Origin of the sequence: Caenibacillus caldisaponilyticus, assembly GCF_002003465.1 — a bacterium.
GTDB lineage: Bacteria > Bacillota > Bacilli > Bacillales > Sporolactobacillaceae > Caenibacillus > Caenibacillus caldisaponilyticus.
In genome coordinates this window covers 23,616-42,380 of record NZ_BDDQ01000065.1, presented here as the reverse complement: position 1 = coordinate 42,380, position 18,765 = coordinate 23,616, and the positions used below count along the sequence as shown (strand labels likewise).

Here is an 18,765-nt window from a genome sequence, read left to right as displayed (position 1 = left end):
GCATACCCGTTTGGCCGACAGCAAGCGGCCGGAATGGCGCCGGAAAGCGCGGAGCCAGCTTTCCATTTGCAATGCGGAGCGCAAGTTTAATAGGGAATTTTCGGCACGGAGAAAAGAGCGGGCGTTGCAAAAGGATACCAAAATATTCCTAGTGATCGGGCGCGTTTCATCGGTTATCATTTGTTTCAATAGACTTTTAGATCCTCACAAAGAATGGGCGGAAGGGCCGGACGGCAATGCCAACGCTTCGTGCATCGGCGGCGGTGCACAACGCTCGATCGGGCGCCTTTGTCCGTTTTCATGGTCGATATCAGAGGAAAGCTTGTTGAATGGGCAAGCATTCTATCCGTAAAAAGTGAGTGGTACAGGGTCGGCAGTCAAACGATGAATCGGAAATAGGGTAAGCGCAGGCCTTTTAACAACGGTGAAACATGGCCGGCCTATCGCTGGCGACATCGGCATGTTTGCTGCCGCTGCTGAGGCAAAGATGGAGGAATATGTAAATTACTCCGCGCTATCGACACGCTCCAGATTTCTTAGTATAATAAATTATCGGATTGATAAGAAAATTGATATGAAAGGAATGTGAAAAAGTTGGCAGCGGCAGAAAAATTGAAGAGAGGGTTAAAAGCGCGGCACCTCACCATGATTTCCCTCGGCGGCGCGATCGGCACCGGCCTGTTTCTGGGAAGCGGAGCGACCGTGCATGATGCCGGGCCGGGCGGCGCGTTGGTTGCCTATCTCATCACCGGCATCATGGTTTATTTCATCATGACGAGCCTCGGCGAACTGGCTGCTTACATGCCTGTAAGCGGTTCCTTCAGCACGTATGCCACGCGGTTCATCGACCCGGCGCTCGGTTTTGCGCTCGGCTGGAATTATTGGTACAGCTGGGCGATTACGCTCGCCGCCGAACTGTCGGCCGCCGCCGTCATCATGAAATTTTGGTTTCCGCACGGGTCCCCATTTTTATGGAGCTTGCTGTTCTTGATTTTGCTCTTTTCGTTAAATTACTTGTCCGTCAGGGGATACGGCGAAGGGGAATATTGGTTTTCGTTCATTAAAGTGGCTACCGTCATCATTTTCATCGTTGTCGGTTTGCTCATGATCGTCGGCATCATCGGCGGTGAAGGGGTCGGATTTAAAAACTTCACGACGGGCGACGCGCCTTTTGTCGGCGGGGTGTCCACCGTGCTCAGCGTGTTTTTGATCGCCGGTTTTTCGTTTCAGGGGACGGAAATCGTCGGCGTCGCGGCCGGGGAAAGCGAAGATCCGAAAGTGAACATCCCGAAAGCGATCCGCACGATTTTTTGGAGGATCTTGCTTTTCTATATTCTGGCCATTGCCGTAATCGGTCTCATGATTCCTTATACAAATAAAAATCTGTTGAGTTCGGACGTCATGGTCAGCCCGTTCACCATCGTCTTTCAACGCGCCGGATTCGCGTTTGCGGCTTCCGTCATGAATGCCGTCATCTTGACGGCCGTCTTGTCCGCGGGCAACTCGAGCCTTTACGCCTCGACGCGGATGCTCTATGCGATGGCCGAAGACGGGCAGGCGCCGAAATTTTTCGCAAAGGTGAACAGACGCGGCGTCCCGATTTGGTCGCTCATTACGACGACGGTCATCGGCATGCTCGCCTTTCTCGCCTCCATATACGGGAGCGGAAAAATATACATTTGGTTGTTGAATGCTTCAGGGATTACGGGGTTCATCTTTTGGATCGGCATCGCCATCAGCCATTATCGGTTCCGCAAAGCGTACGTCGCTCAGGGGCGATCCCTTGAAGAGTTGCCGTACCGGGCGAAGTGGTATCCCTTCGGACCGATCTTTGCCTTCATCGTTTGCTTGATCGTCATTTTGGCCCAAGATTATCAGGCTTTCTTAAGCGGACATATCAATTGGATGGACGTCACCGCTGCCTATCTCGGCATCCCGCTGTTTTTAATTCTGTGGTTCGGTTACAAGTTTATTAAGAAGACCAAGGTCATCCCTTTGCAGGAGTGCCGGTTTGATCCCGTCGCTTCGTTGGATAAACCGGAAGCGCGCAACGGTTGAGCCGTGCGCCGTGACGTTGTTTGGTCCATGAAGAGGTGAGCATTATAAAACGCGCTATCTTCGCTAAAGATCGCGCGTTTCCCTGTTTTTATCGATATCGGGAGCGTTTTCCCGACGGCGGCCGTTCCGCCGCGGCTGGCGGTTTCGATACGAGTAATGATGTTTCCGGTCGCGGTAGGCCACCCAGCCTCCGATGAACGAGACGCCGGCGCCGAACATCACCAGGCCGGCCAGAAATTGCAGCCAAAGCCACGGAAAGGGCGAGTGGAGAATATCAAAAACCGTATCGCGCATGAGTTTTACGCCCGCAGCCGCGATCGCGCCGGGGATGACGAGCGAGAGCAATGCGATAACTCGCGACATAACGGCACTTCCTTTACGGTTGCGACCGTCGTTTGAAAGGTCGCCTGACCGATGCTCATTTTAATTCTTCTATCTGATCCTTAATTCTAACGAAGTTCATGGGGACTGTCCAATTGTGCCGAGTGGAAAAGTTGGTTAAAATAAGGATGAAAATCTTAGCTTTTGATATCCTGCAGCGTCGATATTCGCTTGAATGCGCGGCAGCGTCCGTTTCGTGACAGGGTTCACCACGGCAGGTGCATCTGCGCTGGGAGCGGAAGCGCGGTGAAACGTCATCGGAATGTGGGAAGCCTTTGGTGCGAGGGAAAAGTCCGTTTCGGCGGCCGGTCAACCGCCGGGGCACAGTTTGCGCTGGTTTTCTTTCCAAGTCAGGTGATGCGATTGAAATCGGTTCTGATCATCGGAGGCGGTGTCCACGGCTTGCAGTTGCTGAAGACGCTTGAGGCGGAAAAGTCGGTGCGCATCGTTTGCGTCGTCGATGAAAATCCGCGCGCGCCGGCTTTAAAATACGCCGCGAAAAAGGGAATCGCCACCGATACGTCATGGTTGCCTTATATTCGTCCGGCTTTGGACATCGCGGTGAACGCGGCGACGGACGCCATCGATGACGAGCTTATCCGCCGCATTCCCTCTTCAACGGCGGTCATTCCGTACAACATCGTCCGCGCGGTCGCCGCTTTGATGAACGACAAGGAGAAACTGATCCGCAAGCTCAAAGAACAATCTGAGCTGGAGCGGCTCATCCTCAATTTGACGCACGACGGCATGGTGGCCATCGATGCCCGCGGCATCGTGACGCTGTTCAATCCGAGCGCCGAAACCATCATGGGTTTGAAGCGCGCTGACGTCATCGGCCGACACGTACAAGACGTCATTCCGACCACCGAGCTTCCACGCCTGTTACATACCGGACAACCGGAGATCAATCGCCAGCAATCATTAAACAACGGGAAAACGATCATCACGACGCGGTTGCCGATTTTGGACGAACAAGGCCGGCCGCGCGGCGCGTTTGCCGTTTTCAAAGACATCACCGACGTCGAAAAGCTTGCGGACGAAATCACGGATTTGCGCGCCGTTCAGACGATGCTGAACGCGATCATTCAGTCGGCGGAAGAGGCGATTTCCGTCGTCGATGAAAACGGCAACGGCATCCTCATCAATCCGGCTTATACGCGATTGACGGGTCTGACGGAAAAAGAGGTCATCGGCAAGCCCGCGACGATCGACATTTCCGAAGGCGAAAGCATGCACATGAAAGTGCTCAAGACCGGCAAGCCGGTGCGGGGGGCGCGCATGAAAGTCGGACAAGCGAAACGCGATGTCGTCGTCAATGTCGCCCCGATCGTCGTCGACGGCGCGATCAAGGGGAGCGTCGCCATCATCCAAGATATGACCGAGATCACGGCTTTAACCGATGAGCTCCAGCGCGCGCCAATTGATCCGCTCCTTGGAGGCGAAATATACCTTCGACGATATCATCGCGGTCTCCGAAGCGATGCGATGGGCGATCGACCAGGCGAAGTCGGCCGCCGGCACGCCGATTACGGTCTTGCTCCGCGGAGAGTCGGGCACCGGGAAAGAGCTGTTCGCCCATGCGATTCACAACGCGAGCCCGCGACGTTATAAAAAATTCGTCAGGGTTAATTGCGCGGCGCTTTCCGAATCCCTTTTGGAAAGCGAACTGTTCGGATATGATGAAGGCGCCTTTTCCGGAGCGAAAAAGGGCGGCAAGCGCGGATTTTTTGAGGAAGCGCATGGCGGAAGTATTTTTTTGGATGAAATCGGCGAACTGTCCCCGCGGATGCAAGCGAAATTGCTCAGGGTTTTGCAAGAGAAGGAAATCGTCCGCGTCGGCGGGACGAAGCCCGTCCCGGTCGATGTCCGGGTCATCGCCGCGACGAACGTGAATCTGGAGAAGCGCATGGCGGAAGGCACGTTTCGCGAAGATCTCTATTATCGCCTCAATCGCCTGCCCATCTTCATTCCTCCTCTCAGGCAGCGCAAAGAAGATATTCCGCCTCTCGCCAAGCATTTGTTGAATAAAATCAACCGCGATTTCGGAAGGCATGTATGGGATATTGCCCCTGAAGCGGTCGATGGGCTGATCGCCTATGATTGGCCAGGCAACGTCAGGGAATTGGAAAATATATTGGAACGCGCCGTCATTCGCATGGCCGTCCATGAGACGCGCGTCGAAGCCCGTCATCTGCCGCCGCTCGACTTTAAAGCGGCACTTGAAAGCCCGCGGATGGCCCCGGGTGCTGAAAGGCCGCCGTCCCGGCTGGCCGATCTTGTCACCGCCTATGAAAGAGAAATTATACAGAAAGCGTTAAAGGATCATGATTATAACAAAACAAAAACCGCAAAAGCGCTCGGCCTGTCGGTCCGAAATCTATACTATAAATTGGATAAGCTCGGCATTGAACGTTCTGGCTTGCAATAACCTGCATATGCGCAAAATTTTTCATGCGTCCATATGGAAAATAAAGCGCTTACATTAAGGGTTCGCTTTGGAACGTTTTTTGCACTAGGAACCTTAGCGGTCGATTCTGCGGCCATGAGAACCAAAGGAGGTCTTTCTTATGGAAATCATGAAATACATGGAGAAATACGATTACGAACAACTCATCTTCTGCCAAGACAGGGAATCGGGGCTGAAGGCGTTCATTTGCATTCACGATACGACCCTTGGCCCGGCGCTTGGCGGTTTAAGAATGTGGACGTATGAATCGGAAGAAGCCGCGATTGAAGATGCGCTTCGCCTCGCCCGCGGCATGACGTATAAAAACGCCGTCGCCGGCCTGAATCTCGGCGGCGGGAAAACGGTCATCATGGGCGATCCCAAAAAGGACAAAAACGAGGCGATGTTCCGCGCGCTCGGCCGCTTCATCCAAGGCTTAAACGGCCGTTACATCACCGCCGAAGACGTGGGAACGACGGTTGAAGACATGGATATCATCCACGAAGAAACCGATTATGTCACCGGCATTTCCGCCGAATTCGGTTCGTCGGGCAACCCGTCCCCGGTAACCGCTTACGGCGTCTATAAAGGCATGAAAGCGGCCGCGAAGGTGGCGTTCGGTTCGGATTCCCTTGAAGGGAAAACCATCGCCGTTCAAGGCGTCGGCCACGTCGCTTACGCGCTCCTGGAACATCTGCATAAGGAAGGCGCCCGCTTGATCGTCACGGATATTAATGAAGAAGCCGTCAAACGAGCCGTGGAAGCCTTCGGCGCCAAGGCCGTCGATCCGAAAGACATCTATGGCGTGGATTGCGACATTTTCTCACCGTGCGCGCTCGGCGCGGTCATCAACGACGAAACGATTCCGCAGCTGAAAGCGAAAGTCGTCGCCGGCAGCGCCAACAATCAGTTGAAGGATGAACGCCACGGCGACATCCTCCACGAAAAAGGCATTATTTATGCGCCGGACTATGTCATCAACGCCGGCGGCGTCATCAATGTCGCGGACGAGCTGCTCGGCTACAACCGAGAGCGGGCGTTGAAAAAAGTCGAAGGCCTCTATGATCGCTTGTTGGAAATCTTCGAGATTTCCGCGCGCGAAGGCATCCCGACGTATAAAGCCGCCGACCGGCTTGCCGAAGAACGGATCGCCAAGATGAAAAACGCGCGCAGCACGTTCCTGAAGAACGAAAAAAGCTTGCTGAACAGACGATAAAGGCTGTGCGGGAAGGCGCCGTCGTTCGCGCTCGGATGCTCCTCCGTCCGGACGGCGGGCGTTTACCCGCACCGAATTCTTTTTTTATGTAACGCTTGGCGAAGGAGCGTGTCAAAATGGCGAAATCCTATGATCTCGTGATCCTCGGCGGGGGAACCGGCGGTTATGTGGCGGCGATCCGCGCCTCCCAACTCGGGTTGAAAACGGCGGTCGTCGAATGCGGCCCGCTGGGCGGGACTTGCCTGCACCGCGGCTGCATCCCGAGCAAGGCGCTGCTCAGAAGCGCCGAGGTGTACGCCACGGTGAAAGACGCCGAGAAGTATGGCGTCGTCACATCCGGGGTGACCGTCGATTTCGGGAAGGCGCAGGAAAGAAAAAATGCCATCGTCAACCAGCTGCACAATGGTGTAAAGTATTTGCTGAAGAAAGGGAAAATCGATGTCTACCACGGCTACGGCCGCCTGCTCGGCCCGTCGATTTTTTCGCCCCTTGCCGGCGCGGTCTCCGTTGAATATGAAAACGGACAAGAGAACGACATTTTGGTGCCGGAGCATCTGATCATCGCGACCGGTTCGCGGCCCCGCCTGCTTCCCGGCTTGGAGAGCGACGGCGTTCAGATCATCACCTCGGATGAAGCGGTCCATTTGACGGAATTGCCGGCGTCCATCCTCATCGTCGGCGGCGGCGTCATCGGCGTCGAATGGGCGTCCATGTTCAGCGACTTCGGCGTTTCCGTCACGGTGCTGGAATATGCCGACCGCCTCGTTCCCACAGAAGACCCGGATATCAGCGCGGCGTTGAAACAGCATCTGGAAAAACGCGGCGTTAAGGTCGTCACGTCGGCGAAAGTCTTGCCGGAGACGCTGAAAAAAGGTGAACAAGTGGCCGTTGAAGCGGAAATCAATGGCGAAAGGCAGGCCTTCTCGGCGGAAAAAATGCTCGTCTCGGTCGGCCGGGCGCCCAATACGGACGACATTGGGCTGGACAACACCGCCGTGAAAACGGAGCGCGGCTATATTGTCACCAATGCCCATTACCAAACGGCCGAATCGCATATTTACGCGATCGGCGACGTCATCGGCGGCCTGCAGCTCGCCCACGTCGCGATGCACGAAGGCATTAAAGCGGTGGAACACATCGCCGGCCTGGCGACCGAACCGCTCGATCCGACCATGGTGCCGCGCTGCATTTACACGCGTCCGGAAGCGGCATCGATCGGCCTGACCGAACAGGAAGCGAAGGAAAAAGGCTACGACGTGAAGGTCGGCAAATTTTCTTTTAAAGCGATCGGGAAAGCGCTCGTCTACGGGGAAGCGGACGGATTCGTCAAGATCGTCCAAGATAAACGCACGGATGACTGCCTCGGCGTGCACATGTTTGGTCCCCATGTCACCGACATGATTTCCGAAGCCGCGCTCGCCCGCTTGCTTGACGCGACGCCGCTTGAGATCGCCGAGACGATCCATCCGCATCCGACGCTCTCGGAAATCATGGGCGAGGCGGCGCTTGACGTTTACGGCCGGGCCATTCACGCTTAAAAGGCATTCCTGGTCCGCACGGCATCTTGCGCGAAAATGCGGACTGAGGATCAAAAACCAGCGTCGGCGAGCCGCATGAAAACGAGAAAAGGCGGCGGGTCGCCGCGAGGAGTTTCATATATTTTGAAGCCGTGAGGAGGGTTTAAAAGATGGGGAAAAACCGTCATGAGTCGCTTGGTTTGTCGGATGAGACGGTCGTTGAGATGTACGAAACGATGCTGCTTGCGCGCAAAATCGACGAGCGCATGTGGAAATTGAACCGCGCCGGAAAGATCCCGTTTGTCATCTCGTGTCAAGGGCAAGAGGCGGCGCAAGTCGGCGCGGCTTACGCGCTCGACCGTACGAAAGATGTCATCGCTCCGTATTATCGCGACATGGGCATGGTGCTCGCTTTCGGCATGACGGCGCGCGATTTGATGCTGTCGGCGTTTGCGAAAGCGGAAGATCCAAACTCCGGCGGCCGGCAAATGCCCGGCCACTTCAGCAGTAAAAAGCTGCGGATTTTAACGCAATCCTCTCCGGTGACCACGCAGGTCGCCCATGCGGTCGGCGTGGCGCTCGCCGCCAGGATGAAAGGCGAAAACATCGTTTCGCTCGCCACGTTCGGGGAAGGCTCATCCAACCAAGGCGATTTCCATGAATCCGCGAACTTTGCCGGCGTCCATAAATTGCCGGTCATCTTCATGTGTGAAAACAACCAATATGCGATTTCCGTACCGATCAAGAAACAGCTCGCCTGCGAACGCGTGTCCGACCGCGCCGTCGGTTACGGCATGTTCGGGGCGACCGTCGACGGCAACGATCCGCTCGCCGTCTATGAAGTCGTGAAAAAAGCGGTTGAACGCGCGCGCAACGGGGAAGGCCCGTCGCTCATCGAGACGATCTGCTACCGGCTGACGCCGCATTCGTCCGATGATGACGACATGACCTACCGGACGAAGGAAGAGGTGGAAGAGGCGAAGAAAAAAGACGGCCTTTACCTCTTCAGAAACTATTTGCTGGAAACCGGCGCGTTGACCGAGGAAAAAGATCAAGCGATCAACGAACGCGTGGACGCCATCGTCGACGAAGCGACGGACTATGCGGAACAAGCGCCGTATGCGGAGCCCGAATCGGCGTTGAAATATGTTTATGAGGAATAGGAGGGGAAACCCATGCCGGTTCTTTCATACATCGAAGCAGTCACCCAGGCGATCAAGGAAGAGATGGAGCGCGACGAAAACGTCTTTGTCATGGGAGAGGACGTCGGCGTCCGGGGCGGCGTGTTTCGGGCGACCGCCGGATTGATCGAACAGTTCGGCGAACAGCGCGTCATCGATACGCCGCTCACGGAATCGGCCATAGCCGGCGTGGCGATCGGCGCTGCCATGTACGGCATGCGCCCGATCGCCGAAATGCAGTTTGCCGATTTCATTCTGCCGGCGACGAACCAAATCATTTCCGAAGCCGCGAAAATCCGCTATCGGTCGAACAACGATTGGAGCGTTCCGCTGACGATTCGCGCCCCTTACGGCGGCGGTGTGCACGGCGCGCTTTACCACTCGCAGTCCGTCGAAGCGATTTTTGCGAATGTCCCCGGCTTAAAGATCGTCATGCCTTCGACGCCATACGACGTCAAGGGGCTTCTCAAAGCGGCGATCCGTTCGAACGACCCCGTCCTCTTTTTCGAGCATAAACGTGCTTATCGTTTGATCAAAGGGGAAGTTCCCGAAGACGATTACACCTTGCCGATCGGGAAGGCGGACGTGAAGCGCGAAGGCGACGACATCACCGTCATCACTTACGGCTTGTGCGTCCATTTTGCCTTGCAGGCCGCGGAAAAATTGGCTGAAGAGGGCATATCGGCCCACATCCTCGACCTGCGGACCGTCTATCCGCTCGATAAAGAGGCGATCATCGAGGCGGCCTCCAAAACGGGAAAAGTGCTGCTGGTCACCGAAGACAATAAAGAAGGCAGCGTTATCAGCGAAGTGGCGGCCGTCATTGCGGAACATTGTCTGTTCGACCTCGATGCCCCGATCAAGCGGCTCGCGGGGCCCGACGTGCCCGCCATGCCTTATGCGCCGACGATGGAAAAATTTTTCATGATCAATCCTGAAAAAATCGAACGGGCGATGCGCGAATTGGCGGAATTCTGAGGATGGGAGGGCAACAAATGGCCATTGAAAAAATCTTGATGCCCCAACTGGGGGAAAGCGTGACCGAAGGCACGATCGAACGATGGCTCGTCCAAGTCGGCGACGAAGTCAAAAAATACGATCCGATTGCCGAAGTCACGACCGATAAAGTCAATTCCGAAGTCCCCTCGTCTTTTACGGGCCGAATAAAAGAGCTCGTCGCCTCCGAAGGCGACACGCTTGCCGTCGGCGAGGTCATGTGCCTGATTGAAACAGTCGATCAGCCGGCCGCCGGCGTCGATGAACCGGCCGCTTCGGCCGGGGCGGATGCAGCCGCCAAAGACGCCGAAGCGAATGACGAAAAGCCGATGAAGCGGCGCTACTCGCCGGCGGTGCTCCGGCTCTCCCAGGAACATCACATCGATCTGGAGAAGGTGGAAGGCACCGGCAAGGGCGGGCGCATTACCCGAAAAGATCTGCTGAAGCTCATCGAGTCCGGTACGGCGCCGAAAAAAGCGGATGAGCCGGCCGCGTCCGAAACCGCTGCCGCACCGTCCGCTCCGAAATCCGCGCCGGTCACGCCTGCTGTCCATGAAGCTCGGGCGGCGAAAGAAGAGGCGCCCAAGCCGGCCGCGGTTCAAGCGGCACCAGGCGATGTGGAAATTCCGGTCACTCCCGTGCGCCGCGCCATCGCGGCCAACATGGTGCGGAGCAAACACGAAGCGCCGCACGCCTGGACGATGGTTGAAGTCGACGTCACGGATCTCGTCGCTTACCGGAATAAGATAAAAGAGGAATTTAAGCGGAAAGAAGGCTTCAGCCTGACGTTTTTGCCGTTTTTCATCAAAGCGACGGTCGAAGCGCTTCGCGAATTCCCGCGCATGAACAGCACGTGGGCGGGCGATAAAATCATCGAGAAAAAGGACATCAATATTTCGATCGCCGTCGCGACGGACGACGCGCTATACGTGCCCGTCATCAAACATGCCGATGAGCTGAGCATCAAAGGGCTGGCGAAGAGCGTCGCCGAGCTCGCCGCCAAAGTCCGGAGCGGGCGCCTCACCGCCGACGACGTCCAAGGCGGCACGTTTACCGTCAACAACACGGGGTCGTTCGGCTCGATCATGTCGCAGCCGATCATCAATTATCCGCAAGCGGCGATTTTGTCCGTGGAATCGATTGTCAAACGCCCGGTCGTCTTGGAGGGAGGAATGATCGCCGTCCGCGACATGGTCAATCTCTGCCTGTCGATCGATCACCGCGTTCTGGACGGTTTGATCGCCGGCCGCTTCCTCGCCCGCATCAAAGAGATTTTAGAGAATATGTCGGAGAAAAACACGTCGATCTATTAAAAAGGATCTCGCGGCCAGCGCCGGTCCGCCGGGCTGTGCCGCGAGTTTTATCAAGCGGCAGTTCATATTCGCAAGCGGCGGGATGCACCTTGATGAGCGGGCGAAGCCGCCATCTTCCACAGGCGAACCCTCCGGTGCGGCCAAAACGCCCTGGCGAATGTTGCATACCTTTTGCGGCAACTTCCGAAAAGCGGTAAAATAAGGGCGAATTCAGTTAATGGAGATGATGCGCGTGAGCATGGATTTTAACATTTTCATGAACGACATCGTCAACGCCGCCCGCCGGGAAATCACGGAAGCCGGCTACCGTGAGTTGCGCACGCCCGAGGAAGTCGATGAAGCGTTCAATAAAAAAGGCACGACCCTCGTCATGATCAATTCGACGTGCGGGTGCGCCGGCGGTGTTGCGCGTCCGGCGGCGGCCTATGCGGCCAATGTGTACAACAAGCCCGACCAGCTCGTGACGGTGTTTGCCGGCCAAGACAAAGAGGCGACCGAACGCGCCCGTGAATACTTTGTCGGCTATCCGCCGTCTTCCCCGTCTTTTGCCCTGTTAAAAGACGGCAAAATCGTCGCCATGGTTGAACGCCATGAAATCGAAGGCCGCGAGCCCCACGAAGTGGCGGCCCGGCTGGAAGAGCTCCTCGATGAACATTGCGCGAAAGCCTGACGGGCGAGCGGCAAACGGCTCCTGATCTTTGCATCAGGGGCCGTTTTTTGTTTGGGCGTCTTCCCTTGCGGAAAAGACCGCAACGATGATAGCGAAAGCATCTTCGGATTATGATGAGTCCGCTTTGATCGTGTGCGGTGCGTCGCATCATGCACGATGAAAGGTACAAGGCGATTCCCTAAGAGAGAATCACGTAGAAATGATATTCAATAGTTGTTGGAGATGCGGAGGCTGTATTTCAAAGCTTGCAAGGTTCATGACCGCTTCGACTTCAGAAAGCGGGGTGGTCCGCCCGAGGAGCAAATAACAACGCAATTGGAGCATGTTGCAGATGGCCCAATAAGAGATATCATTTAATCCGGCGGGCTGAAAGATCGCCACCTTGGTGCCCGGACGGCAAAAGACGAGGTTCGTCAGCGCCGCGCCCGTCGGCCCAATAATGGCATCCGCTTGGGAAAACAAGGAAATTTGATCTTGAAGCGTGTACGTTTCCGGCCGGACGATTTTAAAACCTGCCCTTTGCAAGAGAGGGAGCAAAAGCCTCTCGTTCGTGACGCGCCGATACGCGGCCCCCGATCGGCTGATATATATCCTCTGATAACCGCGAAAGGATTGCCGGCTTCGGCCTACATATGTTTTAAAGGTGTGGCGAAAGAAGCGGCACGCCCACGGCGACGTGTGTCCGACCGGTTGATCGTACGACGGGAGAATGAGGCGTTTGGCTTGAATGTGAAAATTCGGGGCAGTGGTCATGATTTTCTCGTTCGGTATCCCCATCATCGAAAGCGTGGCCTTTTGGAAAGCGTGGCTTTGATCGAGGATGAGATATCGGTCGATCGGAATGCGGCTGCGTTCGATGAGGTGAATACGAGCCAAAACGTCGAAAAACCAATGGTAATAGTTGCCGTTAAAGACGCTGGCGATGACGGCGATGGTTTCATCATAATAAATGGGCTCGGATAATGCGGGCTCCTTAAAAATCGGGTGACTTTTGATGTCCAGGTAATGATGCGGATCATGAGAGAACTCCGCAACGACGAGGTTATCCGGCGTGAGGATGGCCGCATAGGGTCCCCACACTCTCCCGTTCGGAAGGACACCGACAAACGCCGCGGGTGAAGAAAGCGACGCTTTAAAAGCGTTCCCCACTTCGCCGCCGATGACCGTCGGCTTAACGGTCGGTATGGTGCTGGCGTCATAGATTTTTTGATAATATTCGCCGATACGGTCGGCAACGTTTGCGGAAAGCCACTCGTATAAAGTGTTTATACACTGGACCGGGGTTTCCATGTCATCATCCTCTCTGTCTCAAACTCTGGGGCATTTTCCATGACGGGGTACGATACGGGCCATAAGCGGCGAAAGGACATTTTTGGGCGGTCCGCATTTTAGATCCCCCCGTTTACGCGTTTTGGCGCTCATCTTCCTCCTCTGATTGAACCTGATCGCTTGTCATACCGCCAAAAGCAGGGATGAACGGGGGAATGGGGGGCAATTTAATCAATGCGCCAATCGTTTTGATGTTTCCGATACCAGTTGATGGTTTCTTTTAAACCGAGGAGGAAATTTTTGGTTGGTTTCCAACCGAGCTGTGTTTGGATTTTCGTTGAGTCGATGGCATAACGCCGGTCGTGTCCCGGGCGATCCGCCACAAAGGTGATGAGCGATTCATCCTTGTTTAATAGTTTTAGGATCAGTTTGACGAGCTCGAGATTGGTCCATTCGTTGTTGGCGCCGATGTTGTAGATCTCCCCGTTTTCTCCCTTGCGCAATGCTAGGTCGATCGCCCGGCAATGGTCTTCAACATGCACCCAGTCTCTGGTGTGTTGTCCATCTCCGTAAATCGTCACCGGTTCGTCGGCCAACGCACGGCTGACTGCGAGCGGGATGAGTTTCTCCGGGTTTTGATGCGAACCGTAATTGTTCGTACTGCGCGTAATGATGACCGGCAGCCGGTACGTGCGCCAATAAGACAACGCGAGAAGATCGGCGCTCGCTTTGCTCGCTGCATAAGGGTTGTTAGGAGACAGCGGTGAGTTCTCCGCAAAAGAACCCGCCGGGCCGAGCGAACCGTACACTTCGTCGGTCGAGATTTGGATGAATCGCTTGACCCCATATCGCCTTGCGCTTTCCAGTAACACGTGCGTGCCGACGATGTTGGTTCGGATAAATGGGTGGGGCTCCTTTATGCTGCGGTCGACATGGGATTCGGCGGCGAAATGGACGACGGCATCGATCGGTTGACGGCCTTTTTCGCCCGATAAAATGGACGAGACGAGTGAGGCGTCAGCGATGTCGCCTTTAATGAACGTCCAGTTCGCTTTGCCGGTGATCGCTTTTAGATTGTTCATCGATCCGGCATAGGTCAGGCGATCGAGGACAACGCAATGATCGTCCGGATGATGGTTCACGATATAGCGGACAAAGTGGCTGCCGATAAATCCGGCGCCGCCGGTGATAAGGAGATGCAAACGGTCACCTGCTTTCTCAGATGTTCAAAGTCGCGTTTTGCAACAATTGGTTGGCTTTTTGATAGGAAGCAAATGTGCCGGTGTCCAACCACCAGCCTTTTAAATAATCATAGGTCATGAGATTTTGACTAATATACATGTTATTCACGTCGGATATTTCCCATTCGCCGCGCGGTGATGGGCGGATGCGTTTGATCATATCGAACACCGAATGGTCATACATGTAGATACCGGTAACAGCGTTGGGGCTTTTTGGATGTTTCGGTTTTTCTACAATGCGGATCACTTTATCGTTCCGGAGTTCGGCGACGCCGTAGCGCCCGGGATCCTCCACTTTATGGAGCAAAATTTTTGCGCCGCTTTTTTGCCGTTCATAGTTTTTAATATAGCCGGTCAATGAATCGGAAAACAGATTGTCACCCAACGCAACGACGATGCGTTCTTTTGAGTGAATGAACGGCTCGGACAGAGCGACGGCTTCAGCGATCCCGCCGGGGCGGTCTTGGACGAGATAACTGAGCGAAACCCCGAACGTTTTCCCGCTTCCGAGTAATTTGCCGATTTCCCCGATATGATCTTTTCCGGTCACGATGAAGATGTCCTTAATACCGGCCTCACGGAGTTTAACGAGCGGAAAAAAATCATCGGATATTTCCCCACTGGCAATAAATGTTTATTCGTGACATTAGTTAATGGATAAAGTCTTGAACCGGTTCCCCCGGCGAGCAGGATGCCTTTCATCACGGACTTTTCACCTTCCTTTTTCTTTTGTACATGGCTGTTGATCTCGAGGTATAAAAAGTCTTTTATAGATGGGAAGAAAAACTATAACCGGCCAATGGCAGGCTCTTTAACGAAGCCCGAGCGACCGTTGAAGACGATCCGCATGAGCGCGTGTCTCCCCGAACGCATTCGTACATAATCATACTATGAAGGAGGAGAGTGATAGGGAACAAGCTTACGGAAAAATGGTAGAAAGTCCATTCGGATCGGTCCTTTTGAATGCCCATACCGATGCGGCTGGGTCGGCATAGATTAAAATGAGGTGGAAGCCGATGAGAGTGGAATTCAAGGAGTTGGAGACCGTTTCCGATCCACGGGGGCATCTCGTTTCGATCGAAGTCGGCCGCAGCATCCCGTTTCCCGTCAGACGGGTTTATTATATTTATGGAAATAAAGATGGCAAACCGCGCGGCTACCATGCCCATAAAAGGGTGAAGCAGGCGCTGATCTGCCTGAACGGGCGGCTCAAAGTCGGGGTCGATGACGGAAAAACGCGGACGGTCTATGAACTGAAGAGCCCTCGCGAACTCTTGATCATTCCGGAGATGATATGGCGGGTGATGTACGGGTTCAGCCCGGACGCCATTCTTCTCGTTCTTGCGGATCAGCATTATGATGAGGCCGACTATATCCGCGACTATGAGACCTTCCTCCAAGCGGTTCGGGAAAAGACGCCGCCGGGAGGCGCGCCGCGATGACGTTTTACGCGCATCCGCAAGCGTTGGTGGAGACGCGGCATATCGGCGACGGGACGCGGATATGGGCGTATGCCCACATTCTTCCGGGGGCCAAGATCGGGAAAAACTGCAATATTTGCGATCATACGTTTATAGAAAACGACGTGACGATCGGCAATGAGGTCACGATCAAGCCTGGCGTTTTTTTATGGGATGGCATCGTTCTGAAAGATCGCGTCTTCGTCGGACCGAACGTTACGTTTACGAATGATCTTCGGCCGCGATCGAAGGTTTATCCCGATGCCTTTCTTCGCACCGTCGTTGATGAAGGAGCGTCCATCGGTGCGAACGCGACCATCGTTGGCGGCCGCCGGATCGGTCGGTACGCCTTGATCGGCGCCGGTGCGGTCGTGACAAGAGATGTGCCGGCCCATACCCTTTGGTACGGTAATCCCGCAACCTTTAAGGGATATGTTTGCGAATGCGGCACCCGCCTCGTAGGTGAAACTTGTCCGCAATGTCAGCTCATCTATAAAAATGTCGGCGATCAACTTCTGAGAGCGGGGGACGGAACATGAAAGTCCCGTTTTTGGATTTAAAAAAAATCAACGAACGCTTTCGCGAAGCCATCGATGCGGCGATGGATCGCGTTTTGGAGAGCGGCTGTTACGTGTTGGGCGATGAGGTGGAGAGCTTTGAGCGCGAATTCGCCGCTTACTGCGGCGTCGAACACTGCGTAGCGGTGGGGAACGGGTTGGACGCCTTAACGTTGATCATCAAGGCGTTCGGTTGGTCGGACGACGATGAAGTGTTGGTGCCGGGCAATACGTTTATCGCGACTTTTTTAGCGCTTTCCCATGAGCGTGTGCGTCCGGTTCCCATAGAGCCGCGTCCCGATACTTACACGATTGATCCCGAATGGATCGAAGCCAACATCACGAGCCGAACCAAAGCGATCCTCCCCGTTCATCTCTATGGGAGGCCGGCTGAGATGGACGCGATTCATGAGATCGCCGACCGCCACGGTTTAATCGTCATTGAGGACGCCGCCCAGGCGCACGGCGCGCTTTACAAGAGCAAAAGAACCGGAAATGTCGGGCACGCCGCGGCCTTCAGCTTTTATCCCGGCAAAAATTTGGGCGCTCTGGGCGACGGGGGGGCCGTGACGACGAATGATCCCGAATTGGCGAAGAAGATCAGAGCGCTGCGCCATTATGGGTCCCATAAAAAGTACCGCCACGATTATAAGGGGGTCAACAGCCGGCTCGATGCATTGCAGGCGGCGGTTTTAAGGGTGAAATTACCGCACCTCGACGAGGATAACAATCGGCGTCGAACGATCGCCGACATTTATCTCAAACAGATCAAAAATCCTTATATATCGTTGCCGAAACCGCCTGAATCCACCGATGTCCAACCGGTCTGGCATCTCTTTGCGGTTCGCACGCCTTATCGCGAGGCCCTGCAAACCTTCTTGCGGGAGAGAGGCATCGACACGCAGATTCACTATCCGATCGCGCCCCACCGGCAGCCAGCTTACCGCGAATGGCATTCGCTTTCGCTTCCGATCACAGAACGCTTGCACCAAGAGGTGTTAAGCCTTCCGATCTCACCGGTGATGACCGACGAGGAAGTCCAATACGTCACGGAGGCCGTAAACCGCTTTGATCCGCAAGCATTCTACTGAATCGGGGTGTTCGTGTGAAAGTTTTGTTTTTTGATTACAATGATTCCCTCATCCATCTGCTTCCCAACGGTTTTCGGGATGCAGGGCACGACGTCGTGTATTCGGGTTTGGTTGATAAACAAAAAATTATTAGTCTTATAAAAAATCATCGCCCCGATCTCGTCGTGACGCAAGGTTGGTCACAACACATTCAGCGTTGGTCCGGCGTCATCCGCACCTATGTAAAAAAATGGCGCATTCCTCATGCCTATTGGTCCGTGGAGGATCCGATTTTTACGAGCATCATGAAAAAAAACGTGACCGCCCTCAGCCCAAACATCGTCTTCACCATCAGCAAGGAAACCGTTCCGCTTTATGAGAAGCGCGGTTTTCCCGCGGCGCATCTGGATTTCGCCTATCAACCGGGGCTCGTCAGCACATCGCCGGGACAGGAAAAGAGATATGACGTCGCTGTCGTCGCGAACAGTTACGCCCATTTCCCGTCATGGTTCAGTTATCGTTTCGAAACGTTAAAAACGCTGATTACGCCGTTGCTTGAACAAGGCGTGCGCGTCGATTTTTGGGGAAAAGATTGGAAAAAAATGGACAAATTTTTAAATAAGGTCATCCCGCCAGAATGGCAGCACGGCGAGGTGGCCAATTATTTGGACGTGCTGAAAATTTACCAACAATCAAAGATCAACATCGGTTTGCAAAATACACCGATGCAGCTCACGATGCGCACGTTTGACATTTTGGGCAACGGAAATTTTTTGCTGACGTTGGATACGCCGGCGGTCCGGTCGCGATTGGTGCCGGGAAGGGATGTCGTCGTGACGAATTCTCCGGCGGAGACGGTTCGTTTGGTGAATTATTATTTAACCCATGACGTTGAAAGAGAAAAAATCGCTCAGAGCGGCCGGGAAGCGGTGAAGAATGAAACGTACCAACGGCGGGCGGAACAAATGATCGCCGTGATGAAGGCAAAAGGGCTTCTCCGCTCATGAAGTTTGCGGAATCGGTGGGATATTTGACTAGAAAATCAAACGCGGTTGGGGCAGTCAAAAGATATTCGGCAAAACATGGAGCCGGCCTAATTGCAGGGTGCTGGTCTATGGACCGAGGGCCTGTAAGCGGTCGAGGACCGCTTGTTCGGACGTATCGCCCTTCGGTTTGAAGTGCAACGGTTCGAGGCCATCTTTTTGGAGGTCAGTAGCTTTGCATCGCTTGCAACCATCCTTTGGGATGATCGGCTTTAGATGCCGCATCGATAAAATTGCGGTATACCCAATGCCAGTTCAGCAAACCGTCACCTTCTTGCGATAGAAAATGTTGGAAAGCACACAGTTATGAAAAAACCGGGATGAAAACGCACAGGAGCATGAACATC

At 54.6% G+C, this 18,765-nt stretch carries 14 protein-coding genes and 2 pseudogenes; 12 read left to right on the top strand and 4 right to left on the bottom strand.

The genetic code is table 11. The features are described 5' to 3' along the window. Positions 1 to 645 precede the first annotated feature (645 nt). A complete protein-coding gene (locus tag CCB157_RS15020; protein ID WP_077616700.1) occupies positions 646 to 2,058 on the top strand; it encodes an amino acid permease in 1,413 nt (470 codons plus the stop codon). A gap of 63 nt (positions 2,059 to 2,121) precedes the next feature. Here CCB157_RS15020 and CCB157_RS15015 read toward each other — a convergent pair whose 3' ends face one another. After that, positions 2,122 to 2,421 carry a DUF2627 domain-containing protein gene (locus tag CCB157_RS15015; protein ID WP_077616683.1) on the bottom strand — a complete coding sequence of 100 codons (300 nt, stop codon included), beginning with the start codon at positions 2,419 to 2,421 and terminating at the stop codon, positions 2,122 to 2,124. A gap of 381 nt (positions 2,422 to 2,802) precedes the next feature. Between CCB157_RS15015 and CCB157_RS15010 the strand changes: the two are divergent. The 7 genes and pseudogenes from CCB157_RS15010 (at position 2,803) to CCB157_RS14980 (ending at position 11,778) form a co-directional block, all read left to right on the top strand. Next, positions 2,803 to 4,867: pseudogene (locus CCB157_RS15010) on the top strand (sigma 54-interacting transcriptional regulator). 139 nt (positions 4,868 to 5,006) lie between these two features. Then, on the top strand, positions 5,007 to 6,101 hold the full coding sequence (locus tag CCB157_RS15005; RefSeq protein WP_077616682.1) for a Leu/Phe/Val dehydrogenase: 1,095 nt from the start codon (positions 5,007 to 5,009) through the stop codon (positions 6,099 to 6,101). A gap of 116 nt (positions 6,102 to 6,217) precedes the next feature. Then, on the top strand, positions 6,218 to 7,639 hold the full coding sequence (gene lpdA, locus CCB157_RS15000) for a dihydrolipoyl dehydrogenase (RefSeq protein WP_077616681.1): 1,422 nt from the start codon (positions 6,218 to 6,220) through the stop codon (positions 7,637 to 7,639). Between the two features lie 149 nt (positions 7,640 to 7,788). Continuing rightward, positions 7,789 to 8,781 carry a thiamine pyrophosphate-dependent dehydrogenase E1 component subunit alpha gene (locus CCB157_RS14995; RefSeq protein ID WP_077616680.1) on the top strand — a complete coding sequence of 331 codons (993 nt, stop codon included), beginning with the start codon at positions 7,789 to 7,791 and terminating at the stop codon, positions 8,779 to 8,781. Between the two features lie 12 nt (positions 8,782 to 8,793). After that, positions 8,794 to 9,777: an alpha-ketoacid dehydrogenase subunit beta gene (locus CCB157_RS14990; RefSeq protein ID WP_077616679.1), complete on the top strand. Its 984-nt coding sequence runs from the start codon at positions 8,794 to 8,796 to the stop codon at positions 9,775 to 9,777. 17 nt (positions 9,778 to 9,794) lie between these two features. Next, positions 9,795 to 11,108: a dihydrolipoamide acetyltransferase family protein gene (locus CCB157_RS14985; RefSeq protein WP_077616678.1), complete on the top strand. Its 1,314-nt coding sequence runs from the start codon at positions 9,795 to 9,797 to the stop codon at positions 11,106 to 11,108. A gap of 232 nt (positions 11,109 to 11,340) precedes the next feature. Further along, positions 11,341 to 11,778, top strand: a complete 438-nt coding sequence (locus tag CCB157_RS14980; protein ID WP_143287088.1) for a BrxA/BrxB family bacilliredoxin — start codon at positions 11,341 to 11,343, stop codon at positions 11,776 to 11,778. A gap of 189 nt (positions 11,779 to 11,967) precedes the next feature. On the opposite strand, the gene CCB157_RS14975 is transcribed toward CCB157_RS14980, so the two are convergent. The 3 genes and pseudogenes from CCB157_RS14975 to CCB157_RS14965 all read right to left on the bottom strand — a co-directional run bounded on the left by CCB157_RS14975 (position 11,968) and on the right by CCB157_RS14965 (position 14,990). Further along, a complete protein-coding gene (locus CCB157_RS14975) occupies positions 11,968 to 13,068 on the bottom strand; it encodes a glycosyltransferase family 61 protein (RefSeq protein ID WP_077616677.1) in 1,101 nt (366 codons plus the stop codon). Positions 13,069 to 13,274: 206 nt separating this feature from the next. Then, on the bottom strand, positions 13,275 to 14,249 hold the full coding sequence (gene rfbB / locus CCB157_RS14970; protein ID WP_077616676.1) for a dTDP-glucose 4,6-dehydratase: 975 nt from the start codon (positions 14,247 to 14,249) through the stop codon (positions 13,275 to 13,277). A gap of 16 nt (positions 14,250 to 14,265) precedes the next feature. Then, positions 14,266 to 14,990, bottom strand: a pseudogene (locus tag CCB157_RS14965) (sugar phosphate nucleotidyltransferase). Between the two features lie 314 nt (positions 14,991 to 15,304). Here CCB157_RS14965 and CCB157_RS14960 point away from each other — a divergent pair. From CCB157_RS14960 to CCB157_RS14945, 4 genes are read left to right on the top strand one after another with little or no spacing between them, the layout of a single operon-like run. Then, positions 15,305 to 15,730, top strand: a complete 426-nt coding sequence (locus CCB157_RS14960; protein ID WP_143287087.1) for a sugar 3,4-ketoisomerase — start codon at positions 15,305 to 15,307, stop codon at positions 15,728 to 15,730. Continuing rightward, on the top strand, positions 15,727 to 16,287 hold the full coding sequence (locus tag CCB157_RS14955; RefSeq protein ID WP_077616674.1) for an acyltransferase: 561 nt from the start codon (positions 15,727 to 15,729) through the stop codon (positions 16,285 to 16,287). The genes CCB157_RS14960 and CCB157_RS14955 overlap by 4 nt, the downstream gene beginning before the upstream one ends. After that, positions 16,284 to 17,396: a DegT/DnrJ/EryC1/StrS family aminotransferase gene (locus CCB157_RS14950; RefSeq protein ID WP_077616673.1), complete on the top strand. Its 1,113-nt coding sequence runs from the start codon at positions 16,284 to 16,286 to the stop codon at positions 17,394 to 17,396. The genes CCB157_RS14955 and CCB157_RS14950 overlap by 4 nt, the downstream gene beginning before the upstream one ends. 14 nt (positions 17,397 to 17,410) lie before the next feature. Then, positions 17,411 to 18,382, top strand: a complete 972-nt coding sequence (locus tag CCB157_RS14945; protein ID WP_077616672.1) for a CgeB family protein — start codon at positions 17,411 to 17,413, stop codon at positions 18,380 to 18,382. Positions 18,383 to 18,765 lie beyond the last annotated feature (383 nt).